19 protein-coding genes and 1 other RNA gene are annotated in these 24,608 nt (G+C 44.6%); 3 read left to right on the plus strand and 17 right to left on the minus strand.

What is annotated here, in order from left to right; genetic code table 11:
* Positions 1–12 precede the first annotated feature (12 nt).
* Genes recD2 through MGG13_RS07275 form a run of 4 tightly spaced genes read right to left on the minus strand, consistent with a single transcriptional unit; the run spans position 13 to position 5,358 of the window.
* Positions 13–2,382 carry an SF1B family DNA helicase RecD2 gene (gene recD2, locus MGG13_RS07260; RefSeq protein WP_239034451.1) on the minus strand — a complete coding sequence of 790 codons (2,370 nt, stop codon included), beginning with the start codon at positions 2,380–2,382 and terminating at the stop codon, positions 13–15.
* 2 nt (positions 2,383–2,384) lie between these two features.
* Complete coding sequence (locus tag MGG13_RS07265; RefSeq protein WP_239035694.1) at positions 2,385–3,047, minus strand: tetratricopeptide repeat protein; 663 nt, start codon at positions 3,045–3,047, stop codon at positions 2,385–2,387.
* Between the two features lie 50 nt (positions 3,048–3,097).
* Positions 3,098–4,210, minus strand: a complete 1,113-nt coding sequence (gene mnmA, locus MGG13_RS07270) for a tRNA 2-thiouridine(34) synthase MnmA (RefSeq protein WP_239034452.1) — start codon at positions 4,208–4,210, stop codon at positions 3,098–3,100.
* Positions 4,210–5,358, minus strand: a complete 1,149-nt coding sequence (locus tag MGG13_RS07275) for a cysteine desulfurase family protein (protein ID WP_239034453.1) — start codon at positions 5,356–5,358, stop codon at positions 4,210–4,212. The genes mnmA and MGG13_RS07275 overlap by 1 nt, the downstream gene beginning before the upstream one ends.
* Positions 5,359–5,489: 131 nt before the next feature.
* On the opposite strand from MGG13_RS07275, the gene MGG13_RS07280 reads away from it, so the two are divergent.
* Entirely contained in the window at positions 5,490–6,377 is an 888-nt protein-coding gene (locus MGG13_RS07280) for a nuclease-related domain-containing protein (RefSeq protein ID WP_239034454.1), read from the plus strand.
* Between the two features lie 217 nt (positions 6,378–6,594).
* Entirely contained in the window at positions 6,595–7,590 is a 996-nt protein-coding gene (locus MGG13_RS07285) for an LLM class flavin-dependent oxidoreductase (RefSeq protein WP_239034455.1), read from the plus strand.
* A 27-nt stretch (positions 7,591–7,617) separates the two neighbouring features.
* On the opposite strand, the gene cymR is transcribed toward MGG13_RS07285, so the two are convergent.
* A complete protein-coding gene (gene cymR / locus MGG13_RS07290; protein ID WP_239034456.1) occupies positions 7,618–8,037 on the minus strand; it encodes a cysteine metabolism transcriptional regulator CymR in 420 nt (139 codons plus the stop codon).
* Between the two features lie 85 nt (positions 8,038–8,122).
* On the opposite strand from cymR, the gene MGG13_RS07295 reads away from it, so the two are divergent.
* Positions 8,123–9,382, plus strand: a complete 1,260-nt coding sequence (locus MGG13_RS07295; RefSeq protein WP_239034457.1) for a replication-associated recombination protein A — start codon at positions 8,123–8,125, stop codon at positions 9,380–9,382.
* Between the two features lie 15 nt (positions 9,383–9,397).
* Here MGG13_RS07295 and MGG13_RS07300 read toward each other — a convergent pair whose 3' ends face one another.
* From MGG13_RS07300 to secDF, 12 genes are all read right to left on the minus strand, one after another.
* Positions 9,398–10,381, minus strand: a complete 984-nt coding sequence (locus MGG13_RS07300) for an ABC transporter permease (protein ID WP_239034458.1) — start codon at positions 10,379–10,381, stop codon at positions 9,398–9,400.
* Positions 10,374–11,291 carry an ABC transporter ATP-binding protein gene (locus MGG13_RS07305; protein WP_239034459.1) on the minus strand — a complete coding sequence of 306 codons (918 nt, stop codon included), beginning with the start codon at positions 11,289–11,291 and terminating at the stop codon, positions 10,374–10,376. The genes MGG13_RS07300 and MGG13_RS07305 overlap by 8 nt, the downstream gene beginning before the upstream one ends.
* A gap of 107 nt (positions 11,292–11,398) precedes the next feature.
* A complete protein-coding gene (locus MGG13_RS07310; RefSeq protein ID WP_239034460.1) occupies positions 11,399–12,172 on the minus strand; it encodes a tRNA threonylcarbamoyladenosine dehydratase in 774 nt (257 codons plus the stop codon).
* 96 nt (positions 12,173–12,268) lie between these two features.
* A non-coding RNA gene (gene ssrS, locus MGG13_RS07315) (6S RNA) lies at positions 12,269–12,456 on the minus strand.
* Positions 12,457–12,498: 42 nt separating this feature from the next.
* Entirely contained in the window at positions 12,499–14,274 is a 1,776-nt protein-coding gene (gene aspS, locus MGG13_RS07320; RefSeq protein WP_239034461.1) for an aspartate--tRNA ligase, read from the minus strand.
* Positions 14,274–15,536 (minus strand): histidine--tRNA ligase, encoded by a 1,263-nt coding sequence (hisS, locus tag MGG13_RS07325; RefSeq protein WP_133431675.1) that lies wholly within the window; start codon positions 15,534–15,536, stop codon positions 14,274–14,276. Before hisS ends, aspS begins: the two co-directional genes overlap by 1 nt.
* A 291-nt stretch (positions 15,537–15,827) precedes the next feature.
* Positions 15,828–16,661 carry an N-acetylmuramoyl-L-alanine amidase family protein gene (locus tag MGG13_RS07330; RefSeq protein WP_239034462.1) on the minus strand — a complete coding sequence of 278 codons (834 nt, stop codon included), beginning with the start codon at positions 16,659–16,661 and terminating at the stop codon, positions 15,828–15,830.
* Positions 16,658–17,110 (minus strand): D-aminoacyl-tRNA deacylase, encoded by a 453-nt coding sequence (gene dtd / locus MGG13_RS07335; RefSeq protein ID WP_239034463.1) that lies wholly within the window; start codon positions 17,108–17,110, stop codon positions 16,658–16,660. Before dtd ends, MGG13_RS07330 begins: the two co-directional genes overlap by 4 nt.
* A 9-nt stretch (positions 17,111–17,119) precedes the next feature.
* Entirely contained in the window at positions 17,120–19,312 is a 2,193-nt protein-coding gene (locus MGG13_RS07340; protein ID WP_239034464.1) for a RelA/SpoT family protein, read from the minus strand.
* Positions 19,313–19,405: 93 nt separating this feature from the next.
* Positions 19,406–19,927, minus strand: coding sequence for an adenine phosphoribosyltransferase (locus MGG13_RS07345; protein ID WP_239034465.1), 522 nt, complete (start codon positions 19,925–19,927; stop codon positions 19,406–19,408).
* Between the two features lie 15 nt (positions 19,928–19,942).
* On the minus strand, positions 19,943–22,180 hold the full coding sequence (recJ, locus tag MGG13_RS07350; protein WP_239034466.1) for a single-stranded-DNA-specific exonuclease RecJ: 2,238 nt from the start codon (positions 22,178–22,180) through the stop codon (positions 19,943–19,945).
* Between the two features lie 96 nt (positions 22,181–22,276).
* Positions 22,277–24,568, minus strand: a complete 2,292-nt coding sequence (gene secDF, locus MGG13_RS07355; RefSeq protein WP_239034467.1) for a protein translocase subunit SecDF — start codon at positions 24,566–24,568, stop codon at positions 22,277–22,279.
* Between the last annotated feature and the right edge of the window lie 40 nt (positions 24,569–24,608).

Genomic DNA, 24,608 nt, shown 5'->3' on the forward strand with positions numbered 1-24,608 from the left:
TGAATTTCAGCGTCACGCGTCAACTGTTTCATAGTCATAAGGAGAAATCCCGTCCATATTGATCATCGGTGAAATCAGATGCATATTCTCTTCTGTCAGTTCACCGACCGGTATATCGGCGGTCTCCTCCTCACCGCCGAAGTAATCACACAAATGCTGAGCGAAGGAGGTCATGCGTTCGAGACCCATGCGCTTTATCCCGTCATCAAAAGCCTGCCGTTCCCCGCAAAGAATAAGGGATTGTTTCGCACGCGTCAGTCCTGTATAAAGGATATTTTTCTGCAGCATGCGGTAATAGGCTTTGACGACCGGCATGATCACAATCGGAAATTCTGAACCCTGCGCCTTGTGGATGGAACAGCAGTATGCGTGTGTCAGCTCAGTCAGGTCCTGCTTCGTGTAGGTCACTTCGTTGCCGTCATAGTCTACAATGATCACATCTTTGTTCAGCGCATTTTCTGCCGCCATAAAAATCCCCACTACTTCGCCGATATCACCATTAAAGACATTGTCTTCCGGCCGGTTGACCAGCTGCAGTACTTTATCACCGTCACGGTAGATAACCTCGCCGAACTCCAGTTCTCGTTTGTCATCTTCTTTCGGGTTTAAAATCTGCTGCAGTTCTTTATTTAAAAATTTGATACCAGCTTTTCCTTTGTAAATCGGTGCCAGCACTTGTATATCCCGCATGTCATAGCCTTTATCCACCGCTCTTGATACTACCTGGTTGATGACAGAGGGAATCTGGTCTGTAGTACAAGGTATAAAAGAACGGTCATTATAACGCGCTGAAATATCAAAAGTCTGATTCTTCTTGATCTGATGCGCCAGTTCTATAATAGATGAGCCTTCCTGCTGACGATAGACTTCTGCAAGTTCAACCTGCGGCATGATTTTAGAATCAATCAAGTCACGAAAAACCTGGCCCGGTCCTACTGACGGCAGCTGGTCCTGGTCGCCGACAAAGATGATCTGACAGTCATTCGGTACAGCGCGCATCAGCTGAAACATCAGCCACGTATCAACCATAGACATCTCATCAATAATGACCAGCTTCGCTGAGATGTCATTTTCCAGGATGTCATCCGGTTTATTTTCACGCGTCCAGCCGATCAGCCGGTGAATAGTCGTTGCTTCAAGTCCGGTGGATTCTGACAGTCGCTTAGATGCACGTCCTGTCGGCGCTGCAACAGCGACAGGGAAGTCTGTCCCCTTATAGTCCTTATAATCGAGACTAAGGCCGTGCAATTCGGCATATAAATTGACGATACCGCGGATGACAGTCGTTTTTCCTGTACCAGGGCCGCCAGAAAGTATCATCATCTTGTGACTCATCGCCGTCTCCAGTGCCTCGCGCTGCTTTTCTGCATAAGTCACATCGAACTGCTCTTCTAATTCACCGATCGCGAGCAGCACTTCTGATTTTTCAAACTGTTTGATCTTATCTTCAGTCTGCTGCAGACGATGCAGCACCTGTACGGTCTTCACTTCCGCAAAGAAAAGACTCGGCATATAGATGCGATTGTCGTCACTCACGACTATTTTCTCTTCACTGAGCTCTGTTAACTTATTGACGAGTAAGCCGGAATCAACGTCCTCTCCTGATGCAGTCAGTATATTGTACGCTGCTTCTAAGAGTGCCTGATCTTCTACGTAAGTATGTCCATTCTGCAGACATGCCTGCTCAAGCGTATAGACAAGTGCGGCACGCAGCCGTTCAGGGTGACTGCCTGCAATACCGAGTTTCTTCGCCAGTTCATCTGCCTTCGTAAAACCGATACCCTGTATATCCATCACGAGCTGATAAGGTGACTTTTCAATAACTTTCAGCGTTTCTTCTTTATAGAACTGAAAAATTTTCATCGCAAGCTGCGGACCGAAACCCCACTCGTTCAATTGAATCATCGTCTTCTCAATCGCCTGGTTTTCACTGACCGTCTGATAAATCATTTCCTGCTTATCTGTTGATAGTTTCGGCACCTGCTTCAGCACTTCTTTATCATGCATGATCTTAGTCAGCGCATCTTCTCCGAGCGTATCAACAATCTGCTGTGCGAGTTTCTTTCCGATGCCTTTAAACAGATCGCTCGATAAATAATGGATGATCCCGTCTCTTGTCTGCGGCATATCTTTCTCAAACTTTTCAGCAGATAACTGCTTGCCATATTTGGCGTGCGTGACGATCTTGCCTGTGAAAGTATAGGTATCTCCTTCAGCTATCTGTGGTAAATAGCCGATTACCGTGGCTTCGTCATCAAAGTCTTCATTCGATTCCAGCACTTCTACTTTCAGCACGGTATAGTAGTTGTCAGCATTCTGAAAAAGAAGACGAGTGACTGTGCCTTTAATATAGGACTGTTCGAATAAAGACATGTTCTCCAACCTTATTCCTCCTTCAGTTGCTCAAACATCTTAATGGCATGACCCGCTAAAAGATGATCTGGCTGCAGTTCAGTTATCTGACGGAAACTTTCCAGTGCCTGGTCGACATCTTCATTTTGCATATACCGGGCGAGTGCCAGGTTGTAAAGTGCATCTGTGTGATGGGGTTCCTTAACCAGAACTTCATTAAGAACAGTCACCGCCTCACTGAACATTTCGAGCTGACAAAGGACGAGACCGTACTGAAATCCGACTTCAGTATCACCCGCATTCATCTCATAGCTGCGCATCAAATAAGGCATCGCTGTCTTAAAGTCACCCAGATTGACAAATGACATGCCGAGCATATAGAACGTATCGGCATCTTCCAGACCATTAGTCACTGCTTTCTGGTACAGTGTCGCCGCTTCCTGATAACGTTCATGGTTAAAGTAGATATTAGCGAGACCATAGTAGGCACCGCCATGCGCCTTGTCCAGCGTCAGTGCCTTCTGGAAAAAGCGCTCCGCTTCTTCCAGTTTGTTTGCATCTGCTAGAATCGTACCTGCATTGATATAATGATTCGCTTCTGCCGGTTCTTCTTCTATCGCCTTAAAGAGCAGTTCCAGCGCTTTATCGTACTGTTTATTTTTTATAAATTCTACTAGTAATTCGTCGTTCATAATACCCTCCATTTTCCTGCCATTATACCAAAAAAAGAAGACTTGAGTCTTCTTTATACGACATATGTGAGCTGTCCTGAGTGTTTATAGACATCATCGATAGTTGCGCCACCGAGACAGACTTCATCCTGATAGAAGACAACTGCCTGGCCAGGCGTAACCGCACGTACGGGTTCTGCAAACGTAACTTTCAGCTGTGTCTCAGAAATTTTTTCAACGGTGACTTTTGTGTCTTTCTGACGGTATCTGAATTTCGCCGTACACTCAAGAGGTGTATTAAAATCCACTTCATTGACGAAGCTGAAATCAGAAGCGATCAGATAGTCGCTGTACAGAGAATCGTGATGAAATCCCTGTTCAACATAAAGCACATTTTCTTCCAGATTTTTACCTGCTACAAACCACGGGTCCCCGTCGCCACCGATACCAAGACCGTGTCTCTGACCGATTGTATAGTACATCAGTCCTGCGTGTTCACCCATTGGTTCACCGCTTAACGTCAACATGCGGCCGCTTTGTGCAGGCAGATACTGACTGAGGAAATCCTTAAAATTACGTTCACCGATAAAACAGATGCCTGTTGAATCTTTTTTCTTCGCTGTCGCCAGATTGTTTTCTTCAGCAATACGGCGTACTTCTGGTTTCTCCAGATGACCGAGCGGGAACATAACGTGTTTCAGCTGATCCTGTGATAATTGATTAAGGAAATAAGTCTGATCTTTGTTCGTGTCATTGCCTCGCAGCATTTCCACATGGCCGTCATCATGACGTCGAATTTGAGCATAATGACCTGTCGCCACATAATCTGCACCGAGCTTCAATGCATGATCCAGGAAAGCTTTGAACTTAATTTCCTTGTTGCACATGACGTCCGGATTAGGTGTGCGGCCTTTCTTATATTCATCCAGGAAATAAGTGAAGACTTTGTCCCAGTATTCTTTTTCAAAGTTGACGGCGTAGTACGGGATTCCGATCTGGTTGCACACTGCGATAACATCTTCATAGTCCTCTGTTGCGGTGCAGACACCATTTTCGTCCGTGTCATCCCAGTTCTTCATAAAAATACCGATAACGTCGTAGCCCTGCTGTTTCAATAGCAGCGCAGTTACAGAGCTGTCGACCCCGCCGGACATACCGACGACGACTTTTGTGTTTTCATTTGTCATTAATATTCGCTTCTTTCTTTATTCATTTCGTATATTTTCAGGAGCTGGTCAGCGATATAATCGATTTCTTCTTCATTCATCGTATAGCTGAAACTGAAACGGATGGACTGTTTCGTCCGTTTATCTTCACCAAACATAGCAGTCAGTACATGTGAGGGTTCAATCGAGCCTGCTGTACAAGCAGAACCGCTGGATACATAGACGCCTGCCATATCAAGGAGTGTCAGCATGATTTCAACGTCACTGAATGGAAAGTACAGATTAGTGATATGCGGCAGCTGCATGTTTTTGTTACCGTTCATTTCAAATGGAATACTGCGTTCCTGCAGCGCGTTCAGGAAATATTCCTTCAGCTGCATGAGTCTGATGTTCCGTGCATCCATTTCTTCAGTTGCGAGTGCGAGTGCTGTCGCCATCCCTTTAATCATCGGTACATTCTCCGTCCCTGCACGGCGCTTCGTCTCCTGTGAGCCGCCGAGCTGCTGGTATTCAAGTTCCGTACCTTGCTTAACATACAGAAGGCCGATGCCTTTAGGGCCGTAGAATTTATGAGCGGTCAGACTGAGAAGGTCGACGCCTAGTTCTTTGACATCAAGTGGCAGGTGCCCCGCTGTCTGAACTGCATCAGTATGGAAGAGTGCCTGATGGTCTTTTAAAAGTATAGCGATGTCATCAATCTGCTGGATAGCACCTACTTCGTTATTGCCGAACATGACGGAGACAAGAATCGTATCAGGTCTCAGTGACTGTTTGAATGTCTCGAGACTTATTTCACCGTATTCGTTCACAGGCAGATAAGTTACTTCGAATCCCTTTTTTTCGAGATATTCGAAGACATGGAGAACAGAATGGTGTTCAATCTGTGTCGTAATCAGGTGTCTGCCGAGATGCTGACGTTTATAGGCAGCGCCTTTAATCGCAGTGTTATTCGATTCTGTTGCGCCGCTTGTGAACATGATTTCCTTCGGGTTCGCGTTCAGAAATTCTGCAATGTCGCGTCGTGCACTGTCAACGATGTGACGCGCTGCTCGACCTGTCTTATGAATGGATGACGGATTGCCGTACGTGTTCTCGTACACCTCCATCATCGCTGCACTCACTTCAGGTGCTACAGGCGTTGTCGCTGAATAATCCGCATAAACTTCCATCTCAGAAGACCTCCTTTTTTTCAATACTCTATATTAGCACCGATTGAACGAAATTACCACATTATGAAACTTTACAAAAATTAATAAATAATTTCGTGGATTGATAACGATTATTTAATGGAGGTGTTTTTTTGAAAAGAAAACATTTAATCATGGAGCTTTTGCATAGACGTGCTGGGATAGATGTAAAATCACTTGAAAGAGAACGTAAAGGTGTGTCAGGCGAAAAGATGGTGAGAGAGCTGGTCGATGAAAAGATGGTGCTAGAGGACGTGACTTTAGAGATTGACGGATCGATTATTCAGCTGTATTTCGTGGTTATTGCTGAAGGGAGAGTGACTGTTCTGGAGGTGAAACATCATTCAAGGGATTATGTGATTCGCGAGAATAGCTGGTATTTTAATGATGGTCAGAAAGCTTCAAATCCATTTTATCAGCTCGAGCGTGCTCGCGGGCTGATGGAAAAGTACTTGAGGCAACGCGGGTTCAGAGTGCCTGTCTGGGGATTTATCGTCTGGACAAATTCAGAGAGTCATGTATTTGGACTTAAGCAGGATGACCCGTTTATGACGCCCGGTAAACTGGTGCGCTATATGCGTGAGAATCCGTTTAGAGCAAATTTAGAGTTAAGAGAGATGATTGAGAGAGACAGGATTTTGGTGTCTCCTTTTGACAAAATAGAACTGGACGCTGCAGGACTAGCGCCTGGTCTTCATTGTCTGAAGTGTTTTTCCCTAGATGTGAAAAGGACAAGGAAAACTGTTTTGTGTACGAAGTGTCAGTGTTCCGTCTGTACGCTAGAAGCGGTCAAGGCGCATTTAGTTTTTTACTGCCTGTTATATGATAGAGAGTCTTTTCAGATAAAAGACATAATGACATTTATCGGTGGCTTGATCAGCTTGCGCACAATGCAGACATGTATCGGTCAGATGGTCGAAGCTGAGATTTTACGTAGAATCCATCGTACAGAGTTTCAATTGCTGCACATTAATGAACTGATCAGGGAAATGAAGGATTGAAGGCGGGTCTCGCGCTGAATGAAAATTCATCAGGCGTGTGAGGCTGTTCTCGCGCTAAATCTGATTTCAATATGCGCGAGATTCTGTTCTCGCGCCAAACCGCACGTTCATTAAGCGCGACAGCTCGCCCACAGTAACCCATAAGCATATCTATAACGTCTACAACCCTCCAAGTGCTAAACTTGTCTTACCATTTCCCAGAAAGAAGGTATAAATTATGACTTCTATCAATATCCCCGTTTCAGTTCTTAACCTCGCACCTATTAGAGCAGGTGAAGATGCTAAGCAAGCGATTGAAAATGTTGTTGACCTGGCGCAGTATGTCGAAGATATCGGTTATAACCGTTTATGGATTGCTGAGCATCATAACTCACAATACCTCGCAAGCTCTGCGACTGCAATTTTAATCAATCAGGTACTCAATCATACAAAATCTATTCAAGTAGGTGCAGGCGGTATCATGCTGCCCAATCACGCACCTCTTGTAGTCGCTGAACAGTTCGGCACAATGGAGACGATGTTCCCGAACCGCTTAAACCTTGGCCTCGGTCGTGCGCCTGGTACTGATATGCTGACAGCAAGCGCACTTCGTCGCAGCCAGCATGATTCTGTCCATACTTTCCCGGATGATGTTGCTGCTCTACTTCAGTATTTCGGTCCTGAACAGACACAAGGATATGTGAAAGCTTATCCTGGCGTTGATACAAATGTCCCGATTTTCATTCTCGGTTCATCGACAGATTCTGCCCATCTTGCTGCACGTATGGGACTTCCTTACGTATTTGCTTCACATTTTGCCCCGCAGCAGATGCGTGAAGCGATCGCCATTTACCGCAACCTCTTCACACCGTCAGAATATCTGGCTGAGCCTTATGTAATGGTCGGCATGAATGTTATTGCAGCTGAAACAGACGAGGAAGCAGAATTTCTTTCTTCAAGCCTGCATATGATGTTCCTCGGTATCACCAGAAATTCTCAACAGCCGTTACAGCCGCCGACTGATAATCTCGATGCTATCTGGAGTCCACAGGAAAAACTGATGGCGCTGTCACGCACATCAACAAGCCTCATTGGTTCAAAAGAAACAGTAAAGCAGCAACTCGAGGACTTCCAGAATGAATTTCATGTTGATGAAATCATCGCAGTGTCATACATCTATGACACAGACAAACTGAAACGCAGCTTCCAGATTCTCAAGGAAATTACTTCATAATAAAAACGGCCAGTTTGAGCCGTTTTTTTAAATATAATACATATAACCATCAATCACTTCATCAGCGCGATGATTCATTAAATCTTCAAGTGTCGTACTATCCAGTACGTCTTTTACCGCATCACGAATCTTAATCCACAACTGCTGCTGTGCAGGTGGTTCATCTTCCAGCGCCTCAACAAGGGTAATCGGACCTTCTAAAAGTCTGATGACATCTCCTGCTGTGATTTCAGAAGGTGCTTTCATCAGCTGGTAGCCTCCTTTTGCGCCCCGAATACTGCGGATAAGCCCCGCATTTCTAAGCGGGCCGACCAGCTGCTCCAGATAAAGATCACTCAAATCATTTTCTTCTGCGATTGTCTTTAATGAAACTGCGCCTTCGCCATATCGCTTGGCCAGGCTGATCATCAATGTCAGGCCGTATCGACCTTTTGTAGAAATTTTCATGCATCTTTGCTCCTTTTCTCATCACAATCAATTTTAACACATCTTACCTGAAAATAAGGTAATATTTATATAAAGGAGGCTCGATATGGAACCATTAGCCTATAGAATGAGACCGCACAACATCGATGACGTCATCGGTCAGAAACATCTGGTCGGCGATAAAGGTATCATCAGAAGAATGGTTGACGCCAGAAGACTTTCTTCTATGATTCTTTACGGACCACCTGGTATCGGTAAGACCAGTATCGCGCGTGCAATAGCTGGTTCAACTGATGTCAAATTCCGTCAGTTGAATGCGGTCACAGACACAAAGAAAGATATGCAGATAGTTGCAGAAGAAGCGAAGATGTCAGGGCAGGTCATCTTACTGCTGGATGAGATTCACAGACTTGATAAAGCCAAGCAGGATTTCCTCCTCCCTCACCTGGAAAACGGCCGTATCATCTTAATCGGTGCAACGACTTCCAACCCTTATCATGCTATTAATCCGGCGATTCGCTCACGGACGCAGATATATGAACTGGAACCATTAACACCGGCCGATATCAGGATGGCCATCAATCGTGCACTGACCGATAAAGAAAATGGCTTCGGCAATAAAGACATCAAGATAGACGATGCAGCTGTTGACCATTTTGTTCAGGCATCGGGCGGTGACGTCAGGTCCAGTCTCAATGCGCTTGAGCTGGCTGTTCTCTCTGCTGATGAACCGATTCATATTACGCGTCAGGATGCTGAAGACTGCCTGCAGAAGTCTTCTTTCAACTTCGATAAAGACGGCGATTTCCATTATGACGTCATGAGTGCTTTTCAGAAATCTATTCGAGGCAGCGACGTCGATGCAGCCCTTCACTATCTCGCGCGGCTTATTGAAGGCGGTGACCTGCCGACTATTGCGAGACGACTGCTCGTCATCAGTTTTGAAGATATCGGACTCGCCTCTCCGCAGGCCGCCTCCAGAACATTAACAGCGATAGAAGCAGCAGAACGGCTCGGTTTTCCGGAAGCGCGTATTCCCCTCTCTCAGGCCGTTATCGAACTCTGTCTGAGTCCGAAGTCCAATTCTGCTATCACGGCCATCGATAGTGCACTTTCAGACGTTCGAAAAGGACAGTCAGGCGATATTCCGAAGCATCTGAAAGACGGCCATTATAAAGGTGCAAAAGACCTCGGCAATGCGATTGGCTATCTGTATCCTCATAACTACGATGGCGGCTATGTTCAGCAGCAGTACTTGCCTGATAATCTGAAAAATAAAACTTACTATCAGCCTAAAAATACGAGTAAATCTGAACAGCAGTTCAAACAGATTTACGACAATATTTTAAGACAGAAAAAAAAGTGACGAACGTCACTTTTTTTAATTTGCAATATCCCGCTTTTTAAAGATGTAGGCTGCAAGACCGATTAACAGCACAACTGCGACCACATTATAGCCGAAAGAAAAAGCGTAAGTCATGCCTTTTACCGGAGACGTGCCCGTCAAATACTGGTTCAGTGACCAGTTAGCCGGCCAGAGATATTTAACGAGCTCAGTACGACTGGAAAGCAGTGAAATCACCAGTCCGCTTAAGAAGAGAAGGCCAAGCGTAATGCCTTGAGCAGCAGCCGTATTACGGCAGATGACAGACATCGCGTATGCAATTGTCGCAAAAATAACAACGAATATCAGATCATTGCCGACTATTTTCCAGAAGAACGGCCAGAAATCTATCATGCGATATTCACCAGTGCTATTTAAAAGAGCCAGTTTGCCGGTTGGATTATGAACTTTTGTGGCAAAGGCAAATATTGCTGCCACAATATACGTAAAGCCCGTAAACAGGACAGCTGTTATTAAGGCCAGGATATATTTGGAGAAGAAAATCTTCAATCTGGATGCTGGACGGATCATTAACAGCTTGATTGTGCCGAGCTGATGTTCACGGCTCATCAGACTACCCGTGATGACAACAACCATTAATGCTATAAAAGTAATGATAGGTGATATTTCAAGCAAAGAACTATAGACGCTGGCAGCTGCAGGTGGCTGGACATTTTTATCTAAATAAAACTGCAGGCGTGCAAGTTCCTGCTGCATATTCGCCTGCTCCATTATTTCTTCAAAGCTCAGTTTCTCAGGATCCTTTTTACCTAGTTTTTCAAGCTTCACACTATAATCTTTGATATCAGTCTGCACCTCTGACTTCCAGTCACTGCCGTAGCTTTTCGTCATCGAATCTGTTGTCGTAAAGTGAGAGAGGACGGCACTTGCAATAAAAAGGAGAATTATAAGCGCCAGCATGATATAAGTGCCAGGGCGAAGTATATTTTTGATCCATTCATTTTTTACAAGATTAAACATGGTCCTGTCCTCCTGTCAGTTTCAGGAACCGTTCTTCCAGTGATTCCTTATCTGCTGTCACACTAAAAATATCCACCTGTTTTGTGACGAGTGCCTGTATGATCATCGGCATCTCTTTTCTGCGAGCATGGATAACCAGTGTTTCCCCAGCTTCAGTGGTGATACCTTTCGCATTCAGTATTTCATGAGTTAAACGCGCCGGATGAACATCCAGACGGTAAGTCAGAATATCCTCCTCTGTCTTCACCTGATTCACATCTTCTATACTAAGCATTCTGCCATGCTGGATAATACCGATACGGTCACACATCATTTCCATCTCGCCGAGAAGGTGACTTGAGACAATAACAGAAAGGTTTTCTTCTCGTGCCAGCTGTCTGATATAATCTCTGATTTCACGTATCCCTTGCGGATCCAGTCCATTTGTCGGTTCATCCAGGATAAGAACGGACGGGCGGTGCAATAGCGCTTGAGCTAACCCCAGACGCTGACGCATACCAAGCGAGTACTTCTTCACTTTTTCTGTAATACGCTCTTCCAGTCCTACCAGTCTAATGACACGGTCAATATCTGACGGATCAATATGCTTCTGCATGCGGGCATACTGCTTCAAGTTTTCCAGGCCGGACAAAAATGGATAAAGCTCAGGATTTTCTACGATGGCCCCAACATGCTGCATCGCCTCGCTGCGAGCTGTCCGGACATCATGGCCAAGAATCCTGATACTGCCGGCAGTTGGTGTTGTTAAACCAACAATCATTCTGATGGTCGTCGTCTTCCCTGCACCGTTCGGTCCCAGAAAACCAAATACTTCCCCTGTTCTGACCTTGAAGCTGACATCTTCTATCAGCGTTTTATTACCTATTGTTTTCTTCAGTCCCGATACTTCAAGACTTATCTGCTCTTCCACAATATAACCTCCTTTTTTTACCACTTTACATGAATGACTCGCCTGAGGTAACCTTTCTCATTCATCTTTAAGGAAACTTTAAGGTAAAAAAAAATAAGCCCTCAGGCTTATTTTTGTCCTTTATCTTTAACACGTGTCACTGGAATGTCTTTCAAAATATCATTGACCACGTAGCTTGCACAGATCAGACCGACGACACTTGGTACAAATGCATTGGATGAAGGTGGCATCTGCGCCTTACGATTTGCTGCATCCGGATTACCCACATAACTTTTCACATCTTCACGGATAACAATCGGACTTTCATCAGAAAAAACAACCGGAATGCCTTTAGTGATGCGTTCTTTCTTCAGACGTGTACGGATGACTTTCGCCATTGGGTCTGTATGAGTTTTAGAAATATCTGCAATCTTAAATCGTGTCGGATCGGTTTTATTCGCGGCACCCATACATGAGATGATTTTAATGCCGCGTTTCAGACACTCTTTCATCAGATGAATCTTATAGACAATCGTATCAGAGGCGTCAACGATGTAATCAATATCATAGCTGAAAAGTTCTTCATATGTCTCTTCAGTATAGAACATATGCATCGGTGTCACTTGACAGTCCGGATTGATCAATTTGATTCGTTCTTCCATTAAGGTCACTTTCGACTGACCGACAGTTGTCGTTAAGGCATGCAACTGTCGATTGACGTTCGTAATATCCACATCATCTTTATCAATCAGGATGATATGACCGATGTTGGTTCTTGCCAGAGCTTCAGCGGCAAAAGAACCGACACCGCCTACACCTAGTATTGCAACAGTCTTACTTTTTAAGAGATCAAGGCCTTCTGTGCCATAGGCCAGTTCATTTCTGGAAAACTGATGTTTCATGCTATCCCACTCTTTCAATAGTTTTTCGTCTCTATATCCTACCATATCACTCATATTTATGCATAAAAAAATACAGGACCGAAGTCCTGTAAATCGATAATATCCAACTGAGCCGTCATTATTAAGTTGATTATTTTGGCCTGCTATAAACAGGTGGGTGCCTCGTTTCTTACCTTGCACGTCCTCCAGTAGAGGCGTGTGCTCAGCATGAAAACCTATCCGGCTCCCTAATCAAAAGTGTTAGGTCAAAATAGAAAAACTAATGTCGAACTCTTCAGATATTCATCTTATGACTATATAATAGCACTTTTATTCAGGATTGCAACTTATTTATCTTCCTGAATATTTAATTTCAGACTGAGTTCTTCGAGCTGTGCATTGTCAACAGGACTCGGTGCATCTGTCAGTAAGCATGTCGCTGAAGCCGTTTTCGGGAATGCGATGACATCACGCAGATTTGTACGACCAGCAAGCAGCATGACCATTCTGTCAAGGCCAAGTGCAATACCGCCGTGTGGGGGTGCACCGTATTTAAATGCATTCAACAGGAAGCCGAACTGTTCTTCTGCTTCTTCTTTTGTGAACCCGAGTGCTTCGAACATTTTTGCCTGCATTTCCTGGTCATGGATACGGATAGAACCGCCACCCAACTCATAACCGTTTAAGACGATGTCATAGGCATTCGCCTGAACTTTGTCTTTATCTGTCATCAGCATATCGACATGTTCTTTTTTCGGTGCAGTAAACGGATGGTGCGCTGCGAAATAGCGGCCTGCTTCTTCGTCATATTCAAACAGCGGCCAGTCTGTTACCCAGAGGAAGTTGAACTGATTGTCATCAATCAGACCCAGCTCTTTACCGAGCTTATTACGTAAGTTCGCAAGCGCGGCATTGACAACATCCAGTTTGTCAGCGACGAATAACACTAAATCACCGGCCGCAGCCTCTGTTGCTTCCAGCAGTTCAGCAGTTGTGCTGTCGTCAAAGAATTTAGCGATTGGACCGTTCAGTCCTTCAGCCGTCACTTTAACCCAGGCAAGACCTTTTGCACCGTAGATCTTAGCAAAGTCCTGCAATGCATCGATATCTTTACGTGAGTACTTGTCTGCTTCTTCTTTCACGACAAGCGCTTTAACAGCTCCGCCATTCTCTACAGCTTCTTTAAAGACTTTAAAGTCTATATGACCCGCTAAGTCATTCAATGTCTTCAGCTTCATGTCAAAACGTGTATCTGGTTTATCAATACCATAATCACGCATCGCTTCCTCGTATGTCATACGCGGGAAAGGCAGCTGAACGTCGATTCCTTTCACATCTTTCATGATACGAGCCATCATGCCTTCGTTCATCGCAATCACATCTTCCTGATCGACGAAACTCATCTCCACGTCTATCTGTGTGAACTCAGGCTGACGGTCAGCACGTAAATCTTCATCACGGAAACACTTAACGATTTGGTAGTATTTGTCAAATCCACCAATCATCAGGAGCTGCTTGAAAATCTGCGGTGACTGCGGTAATGCATAGAACTCACCATCATGGACACGAGAAGGGACCAGATAGTCACGAGCACCTTCCGGCGTCGATTTAGTCAGAACCGGTGTTTCAACTTCATAGAAACCTGATTCATCCAGATAATTTCTGACCGCACGTGTAATCTGATGACGCATACGGAATGTTTCAGCAAGTGGTGCACGTCGTAAGTCAAGATAACGATACTTCAGACGAACGTCTTCAGCGACATCTACTTCTGATTCAATCTGGAACGGTGGTGTCACCGCTTTATTAATGATATTGATCTCAGCCACCTGTACTTCAATTTTACCGGTCTTGATCTTCGGATTGATAACCGCCGCATCGCGCGCCGTCACTTGTCCACGTACTTCTACAACATATTCTGAACGTAGTGTTTCAGCGACTTCAAGGGCTTCTTTTGAGAAATCCGGATTGAACACAATCTGTACGATACCTTCACGATCCCGTAAATCGATGAAAATAAGTCCACCGAGGTCTCGGCGTTTTTGTACCCATCCTTTTAAAACAATTTCCTGTCCAATATATTCCTCTGTTACAAGTCCACAGTATGTTGTACGTTTCTCCATTATTTTCTCTCCTTCAAGTAAGAGGCCATTTCCTCAATTTTAACATCCGTTACTTCGCCAGATGACATCTCTTTCAGTTTAACAATACCTGATTCCAGCTCGTTGCCACCCAGCACGAATGTATATTTCGCGTTCAGACGGTCAGCCTGCTTCATCTGGGCCTTCATCTTGCGCTCAAGATAATCCATATCTGCACGGATACCACTCATGCGTAAATCAGCAATCAGCTTGACCGCTTCGTTTAATGTCTCCGGCATCGTCACGATAAACAGATCCAGCTGCTCATCGACCTCGAGCTCTATTCCTTCTGCTTCAAGGGCCAGTAGCAGACGCTCAATACTTAAAGCAAAACCGATACCTGTTTCGCTCGGTCCGTCCAGCATCTCGAGCAGTCCGTTGTAGCGGCCGCCGCCAGACAGTGTTGTGATTGCACCAAAGCCTTCAGCTTCACTCATCATTTCAAAAGCGGTATGCGTATAGTAGTCAAGCCCGCGGACTAAATTCGCATCTTCGACATAAGGGATGCCGAGGCGGTCCAGATGGCCTTTTACAGCTTCGTAATACTCTTTTGAATAGTCATTGAGGTAATCCGTGATCTTCGGCGCTGACTTTACAGCAGGCTGCTCGCAGTCTACTTTACAGTCCAGTATGCGCATCGGATTCGTATGCAGACGGTTCTGACAGTCCTGACAGAAGTCACCGATGTGCGGTGTGAAATGTTCAACGAGCGCTTCCTTGTATTCCTGACGGGATTCCATATCACCGATTGAATTGATGACAAGCTTCAGTGACTTCAGTCCGAATGAGGAATAAATATGGTAGAGCATGTGCAGCACTTCTGCATCAACAGCTGGATTCTCTGCACCGATGACTTCGACACCAAACTGGACGAACTGACGGTAGCGTCCTTTCTGTTTGCGTTCATAGCGGAACATCGGCCCGTTATAGAAAAGTTTGAGCGGCTGATTAGCATTGCCGTGCATCTTGTTCTCTATATAGCTTCTGACCACTGCCGCTGTGCCTTCTGGACGAAGTGTCATACTGCGGTCACCTTTATCCATGAACGTATACATTTCTTTCTGAACGATATCTGTCGAATCACCTACTCCACGTGCAAAAAGATCAGTAGATTCAAATATTGGCGTACGAATTTCTTTATAATTATAGCTTTTAGCAATTTCAATTAATTGACGTTCAATATACTGCCACTTCGGTGTTTCTTCAGGCAGAATATCCTGTGTGCCTCTAGGAATGTTTATCATCATAATCCTCCTTAAAATATAAAAAAGCCCCTTATGCATTATGCATAAGGGACGAATCGACCGTGTTGCCACCCTAATTGATACCGAAGTATCCACTCTCAGGACAAGTATCGTTTGTCTGACGGCTCTACTTTCGTAGAACGACCTCATCTATTGTTCATAGTCAGTCGTTTAATCATCTAATTTCAGCAGCATAGATGTCTCTAGAAATAAACGGAAAAACCTTGATAGATTCATACGGTCTTATCTTCAGTTAAATTCATAGTACTTCGTCACCGCACTAAAGTCAAGTTAATAGATAAAGTAATTGCGCAGCCCATCGACAATCGATGTCGTGACAATTTGACGATAGACTTGATCATTCATCATCTTTTCATCTATCGGATTGCTGATATAGCCCAGTTCGAGGAGTACTGCCGGCATCTTCGTCTGTTCGATGACCTGGAAGTTCTCCTGTCGGACACCGCGGTCTGACAGCAGAGCTTTTTTCTTGATGGAAAAATGCAGCGTATCTGCAAGCACCTTCTGTGATTCATGACTGTAATAGACCGTCAGCCCGTGCGGGGCTTTGTCATCCAGTGCGTCGCTATGCAGGCTGACAAAAATATCGCCTGTCCCTTTGCGGTCATCCAGACTGACGAATTCATCGGTTGACCTCGTCATGATGACTTTGGCACCTTCTTTTTTCAGCTTATCTCTTAGCATCAGTGCCGTTTTAAGTGTTACCTCTTTCTCAAGCGTACCTGTTTTACTGCTCGCACCTTGGTCAGAACCCCCATGCCCAGGATCCAGAATAATCGTTTTATTTTTAAATGGATCGTCTGCCGCCACTTTATCGGGCGAGATATTAAGATCTGTATGCCAGCCGCCAATCCAGCCCTTCTTCTTCTTATCAGACACATAATACCATTTGCCTTCATGCTTGATGATTTTAAGTCTGTCACCTTTTTCTACATCAAACACGACGGGATATGAGGCCTGGGGACCTGTACGCAGCTCGCCGTCCTCAATCATTTTGAGCGATGTGCGATTACTTGAACCGCCTGTTAACATCAAAAAAATCAGAAGGGCGATAAGTATGCCTGCTAATAGCGCAGCCAAAAGAATTAAACGGTTGCGTTTCATTGAATCTTGCCATCCTGGCTCTCGTAGATAATCGTAACAGGACCATCATTAATGAGCTCTATCGCCATATCCGCGCCAAACATGCCAGTTTTAACTGTCAAGTTCTCGTGGCGAAGCAGTTCATTGAACCGGTCATACATCTTGCTAGCTTCGGCCGGATTTCTTGCCTTGGTAAAACTCGGCCGGTTTCCTTTACGGACATCTGCATATAGCGTGAACTGCGAGATAGACAGGATACTGCCTTCGACGTCCTGTATTGAACGGTTCATCTTACCGTCCTCATCTTCAAAAAGACGGGCTGAACTGATTTTTTTTGCCATTGCTGTCAAATCAGCTTCAACTGTTTCCTCCCCTATTCCAACCAGGAGAAGAAAACCTTGTTCTATTGCCTCAAAATGTTCGTCAGTCTTGACAGACGCACGACTCACTCGTTGTAATACTACTTTCATAAGCCACCTCTAATTCCAGATTCGGCTGACCGTATAAATATCGCTCAACTGTTTAATGCGGTCCACTACTTTCTGAAGTTCCGCTACATTTTTAACCATAATACCAATATTGATTCTTACATTCTTATCGATGTCTGCACGACCATGGACATGGACAAGAGAGACATTTGTCGAATTCACAGCATGCAGCACTTCATTCAGTAAGCCGTTATGGTCGTAGGCCGTCACTTCCAGATCGACCTGATAAGTCTGGTTCTGATTGAGAGCCGCGACCCAGTTTACGTCAATCAGGCGTTCTGTCTCATCCTTAATATTCGGACACTCTGTGCGGTGCACTTTGACACCATGTCCTTTCGTGATATAACCCACAATTTCATCGCCTGGAATTGGGTTACAGCATTTTGATAGTTTGATGAGCATATTGTCCATTCCTTCAACGTACACACCGGATTCAGTCTGAATAGGTGGTTTTGTCGATAAGGACTTACTGACTTCCTGTACCTGATTAAGTGCGAGTTCTTTTCGTTTAATACGAATCTTTTCAGTTAACTTAGCAACCACATTTGAAGCAGTGAGACCGCCAAAACCAACTGCAGCATACATATCATCTGTATGGCTGAAATTATATTTGTTTTTCAGCATATTTAAATTCTCTTCAGTCAGGACTTCATCCAGTCGAAAATTCTGTTCCTTGATTTCTGCTTCAATCATGAACTTCCCTTTTTCAATATTGCTTGATCGGTCCTGCTTCTTGAAGAAACTGCGAATCTTACTTTTAGCACTCGATGATTTAACGATCTTCAGCCAGTCCCGGCTCGGGCCATAAGAATGCTTGGATGTCCGTATTTCGATGATATCACCTGTATGGAGCTCGTAATCAATCGGTACAATTTTACCGTTCACTTTGGCACCGATCATCTTATTACCCACTTCACTATGGACAGCATAGGCAAAATCAATGGGAACAGCCCCAATCGGTAATTCAACGACATCGCTTTCCGGGGTGAAGACGTAGACTTTATCGCTTTGAAGATCATACTTCAGTGATTCCATAAAGGCTTCGGCATCAAGAGAAGTTGAATCCGCTTCTTCAATCTCTTCTATCCAGCCCATCTTGCTGAGTGACTTCGCTTCATCAGGATTGACCAGCTGTTTCCCTTCTTTGTAGGCCCAGTGTGCAGCGACACCGTGCTCTGCAATCTCATGCATCTCTTTCGTGCGGATCTGTATTTCAAGCGGATCTCCGTTGGGTCCGACAACCGTCGTATGCAGCGATTGATACATGTTCGGTTTTGGCATTGCGATGTAGTCCTTAAATCGACCAGGCATCGGCTTCCAGAGCGTATGAACGAGTCCTAACACGGCATAACAGTCTTTGATGGAGTCCACAATGACACGAATAGCGAGTAAATCAAAGATCTGATCAAACTGCTTCTTCTGCTTGACCATTTTGCGATAGATACTGTAAATATGTTTTGGACGACCCGTGATTTCACCATGGATATCTGTGATCTCCATCTCATGCTGAATATTCTCGATCGCATTATGTATATATTCCTCACGTTCGCTGCGTTTTTTCTTCATCAGATGAACGATGCGGAAATACTGGATACTGTCGATATAGCGAAGTGAGATATCTTCCAGTTCCCATTTAATCGTGCTGATCCCGAGACGGTGTGCAAGCGGGGCATAAATCTCGAGCGTTTCTTTAGCAATTCTGGCCTGCTTCTCATGTGGCATTGCCTTCAGTGTCCGCATATTATGCAGTCGGTCTGCAAGCTTGACTAAAATGACGCGGACATCTTTAGCGATGGCAATGAATAATTTCCGGTGGTTTTCAGCCTGCTGCTCAGCTTTTGAACGGTATTTAACTTTCTCAAGCTTTGTCACACCATCCACTATTGTTGCGACTTCCATGTTAAACATCGACTGCAGATCTTCATATGTATAAGGCGTATCCTCTACAACATCATGCAGAAAACCTGCCACGATAGTAGGAGCATCAAGCTTCATTTCAGCGAGAATACCTGCGACTTGAATGGGATGCATGATATACGGCAGTCCATTTTTACGGAACTGGCCTTCATGCGCTTTTTCTGCAAGTTGATAGCTTTTGACAACAAACTGATAATCTTCTTCAGACAGATAGCTGCGCGTCATCGCAAGCACATCATCAGCTGTATACGGATATTCGTTATTCATGCTATCACCTCACTTTTTATAATGTTTTTATCATACTATAAAATATATTAGAAATAAATATAAACAAAAAAGAATAAAGCAGCTGACGCCGCATTATTCTTCGTCATAAGAGACTAGAGAAAGGACATCATATCCTTTTAATTTCTCCATCCCGTTCAAATACTTCAGGTCGATGATAAAAGCAATACCCGCCACAATACCGCCGAGCTCTTCAACGAGCTTGATTGTGGCTTCAATCGTGCCGCCTGTCGCCAGCAGATCATCTGTGATTAAGACGCGCTGTCCTGGTTTGATGGCATCACGGTGCATCGTCAGAACATTTGAGCCGTACTCCAGGTCATATTCATAGCGAATCACTTCACGTGGCAGTTTGCCTTCTTTTCTGACCGGTGCAAAACCAATCCCCATTGCGTAGCTGACGGGACAGCCGATGATGAAACCACGCGCTTCAGGTCCTACCACGAGGTCAACCTGCTTGTCTTTTGCATAGGCAACAATCTGATCTGTCGCATAGCGATAAGCTTCTCCGTTGTCCATGATAGTCGTGATATCTTTAAAACTGACGCCTGGAACCGGCCAATCCTGTACTTCTGAAATATACTGTTTTAAATCCATAGTAGCCTCCTGTGACTAGAACATTTTGTCATTGATGAGATTTTTAATACTGTCAAACGAAGAATAGAGCAGCTGTTGTTCACGTTCAAGCTGTGCATGACGTGCAGCATAGACGGGTGAAGCCTGCATATCTACTTTTCCTGCTTCCTTATTAACGACAAGCAGACCACCTTCGTCATGGACCAGGCCTCGTTCCTTCAGGACTTCAATCATAAACTTCAGCGCATCAGGCGATATGCCGAGCGTCTGGCAGATAGAGAGGCCTTGCTGAACAAGATTGACCGGCTCTTTGAACAAGATTTTATAAAGTTGTCTGAACTTATCCAGACTTGGCATGCCGTCGAAATAAACTTGTACTGCTGAATGAAAGATCACATAAATCTGCTTAGCCGTCGCCGATTTCATCGATTCACTAAAAGCCGTTAAATCTTCAGGCAGATCTCTCAGAACAATTTTATCATGGCCGGACAGATTATCGCCATAATAAAAATAATGTTCATTCTGTCTAGGACGGTCCGGATTGATGAGATAGATGACATCTTCATCCTTCAGAAAAGCGAAACGGCTGGCATGCTGATTACGATAATCAATATACCGCACACTGTCTGTTCTGACATCTTCAAGAATCATCTGAGGCGTCACATGGCCATTCCACTCGTTCAGCTGAAATTTTCCGCAGACATCTACTACGGTTTCAGCTGGGTAATCGTGAACAAGCTGACCGCCTGACCATTTTAAGGCCGTCAGCGAGTCATTGAGCATCATCTTCATATGAGCACCCTGCTGACCGATCGCTTTGTTCTGTGTGATGGTCAGGTCATTCAGCTTAAAGACAGGCTGCGGATTACCCGTACCAAACGGTCTTAATTTATCGAGCTGTCTGATTGCATCAACTGTCACGTGGCTCATATCTACTTCAGCATCAACTTCAAGTACTGGCTGCAGTTCACCTTCTTCTTCGATCAGGTCATTCAACGCCTGTTCTAATTTCTCAACATTCTCGAGTGGCATCGTCAGACCAGCTGCCATATGATGTCCCCCGAACTTAGATAGTAAGGCTTCATTTGCCGTCAGATAATCAAACATCGACACCTGGACGATACTTCTAGCAGAGCCCTTGGCATAATCAGAGCCGAGGTTCAGTACGATAGTCGGTCTGTAATACTGCTCCACAATACGGGACGCAACGATACCCAGTACACCTTCATTCCAGTTCTCGCCAGTAATAATCAGGAAATTAAGTCCTTGTGCGACTTTATCTGCTGCCTGTGCAAGTGCCGCTTCTGTCATATCCTGGACAACAGCCTTACGCTTAATATTATAGGCATCAACACTTTTTGCGAGCTCCGCTGCGTATTCCGGGTCCTGTTCCATTAAGAGTTCTGCAGCAGGTCGGGCGTCTTCCAGCCGGCCGACTGCATTCAGCCTGGGACCAATGATAAAGCCGATCGTCTCTTCTGTCACTTCACCCTGGTGAGATGCCTGCGTAAGAAGCGCACGAACACCTGCAGGCAATGACTGATTGAGTGCATCCAGCCCTTTTTTAACAAGCCAGCGATTCTCTCCTGTCAGCGGCACAAGGTCACTCACCGTGCCGATTGCCGCAAAACCGATCAGGCTAGGCTCAACTCTGCCCATCAGAGCAGTGGCAAGTTTCAGACTCACGCCCGCACCGGCTAGATGCGGACAAGGATAATGACCATCTGGATGAGCAGGGTGAATAACTGCATAGGCATCAGGTAGAGTCTCTCCTATTTCATGGTGGTCTGTAATAATGACATCTATACCTAGAGATTTCGCCACTTCCACTTCATGATGGCCTTTCACGCCATTATCAACAGTGATGATGAGACCAACGCCGTCATCTGCAAAAGAGCGAAATGCCTCTTCGTTCGGTCCATATCCTTCTGTAAAGCGGTTCGGAATGTAAAAGGCAGCCATGGCACCGATTTCCTCAAGTGCTGCCATGAGAATCGTTACACTCGTTACACCATCTGCATCATAATCACCGTAGACGATAATCGGTTCCATTTCTTCTACGGCCTGCTGAATTCTTGAAACCGCCTTCTCCATATCATACATCTGAAAAGGGTCTTCCAAGGCTTCCTCATTAAACCATGCAGTCAGTTCATCTCGCGTAGTAATATTACGAGCCTCGAGTATCTCCTTAAGAAGAGGAGGTATTTTGAATTCTTTAGCGAGTGCAGAATCCAGTTCTGCGCTTTTTTCTTTTAAGAGCCATTGTTTTGCCATCCACGTCATCCTCCCAACCGTTTTATTATACCTTTTTCATTTTAAAAATGAAATTCAATAGAAAAAGCAGACCTCATGAAGGTCTGCTTCCAAAGATTAAACATAAATCTTTTCATCATTTTTAGGTTTGTCTGTGTAGACAGTCAGACGTCCACCGTTTGCTTTAAGCTGACGTTTCTTCAGGATGCCCCATAACGGAACAGCGATAAAGATAGAACTGAAAACCCCTGACACTAAACCGATCAAGAGTGCAACTGAGAAGTTAAAGATGCTCGGCGCGCCGAGGAAAATCAGTGCAACTACGACAATGATGACTGTCAGAACTGTATTGATGGAACGTGTCATCGTCTGTCTGATAGAACTGTTGACGATGTTATCGATCTGTTCTGGTGCAGTGATGACTTTAATCTTATGCAGGTTCTCACGAACACGGTCAAATGTAACGATGGTATCGTTGATTGAATAACCGATGATGGTCAGAACAGCCGCGATGAAGGTCATATCTACTTCCAGTCTGATCAAACTGAATACAGCAATAATCAGAAACGCATCATGGAGCAGTGCGAGGACTGAAGTCAGACCCATACGCCATTCGAAACGTAACGTGACATAAATAATGATACCAATCGATGCAATAAGAGTTGCAAGCATCGCATTTTTAGCAAGTTCCTTACCGATAACTGGTGAAACTGTGTTGACGTTCGGTTCAAAACCATACTTGTCATCAATCATATTTTTAAGATCATCAATCTGTGTTTTCGTTAAAGGTTCTTTGTACTGTACAACTGCTGATTTTTTATCAGATCCGGACAATGTAATCGTACCCTCTTCTAAATCAACAGTTTTTAAATCTTTTTCAAGTGTATCTACATTGATAGTCTGTGCACTCTTCACATCGACACGAGAGCCTTGAGTGAAGTCGATACCCAGATTAAGCTTGAAGACTGATAACGCGATGACTCCCAGAATAATAGAAGCTAGCGATAACATAATAAGCGGTTTTGCAAGCTTTACGAAATCAATGCGGTCCCACACTGTTCTTAAATCGTGAATATCATAGCCTTCAGATAAGTCGTGACGATGTTTAGCATTTACACCGAATAGATTGAAGTTCTTGTTAAAGAAATTAGAATTCACAATGAGAGACATCAGCAGTCGAGTAAAGAATACTGATGTGATGAAACTCATCAAGATAGCGAGCAGAAGCATCGTCGCGAAACCTTTGACACTGCTGACACCAAAGAAGAAGAGCACAAGTGCCGCAAGAACTGTAGTAATATTAGCATCAAAAATAGTCAGGAATGATGACTGTGAACCTTTATGGTACGCCTGTTTCAGACTGCGACCAATCCTCAGCTCATCTTTAATCCGTTCGTACATGATGATGTTGGCATCAACCGCCATCCCGACACCGAGAACGAGTGCCGCAATACCAGGCAGCGTCAGAACACCATTAATCATATTAAACGCCAGCATCGTCAAGTAAATATAAGCTGACAAAGTGATGACAGCGATCAAGCCTGGCAGTCTGTAGTAGAAAAGCATGAACAAGAATATCAGACCGACACCGACAGCTGACGCAAATAACGTCTTCTGCAAAGCATCCTGACCGAACTGTGCACCGACAGAAGTAGAATAGACTTCGTCAAGTTTCACAGGAAGTGAACCTGAGTTTAATAAGTCCGCGATCTGTTTGGCACGAAGTAAGCCGTCCTGACCTGCGAAACCACCTGAAATTTCAACATTTTCAGAGTTAATCGGCTGGTCGACTGAGGCAGCGCTGACATATTTCGGCTGCTTGCCTTCCTGCTCTCGTTTCACTTCTTTTTCGTAGCTGTCTTTACCTTCTTCAAAGTCCATCCATATAACCATGACATTCGGCGTCATTTTAGAGACTTTTTCAGTGACTTCCTTAAACTTGCTGGCAGACTTCAGCTTAAGTGAAACAGCAGCTTCATTTGTATCCTGCTTAAAGCCTTGCTTTGCACCGCCCTGCACTAAATCTTTACCCGACAGGAGAAGCTTATCATTCGCATCACGAATCGTTAAGTTCGCACTTGTCGATAAGATTTTTCGGGCTTCATTCTGATTTTTGACACCCGCCAGTTGAACACGGATACGGTTGCCTTCCTCAATCTGAATCTTCGGCTCCGACACTCCGAGCACATTGACACGGGATTCTAAAGTCTTACTGGTTGCTTTAACAGCTTCTTCATCAATCTTGTCACCTTTTTCAAGCGGCTTGACCTGATACAGGACTTCAAATCCACCCTGAAGATCAAGCCCAAGATTGACGTCTTTCATCACTTTCTGTACTGTGCCACCAATTAAACTGAATAAAAGAATAGCAATCAGCAGAAAAGCAACAATTCTACTTCTCTTTTTCACAATTTCACCTCATTAAAATGAATCAATACTGACATCATCA

The sequence above is a fragment of the Macrococcus brunensis genome (assembly GCF_022343725.1).
GTDB lineage: Bacteria > Bacillota > Bacilli > Staphylococcales > Staphylococcaceae > Macrococcus > Macrococcus brunensis.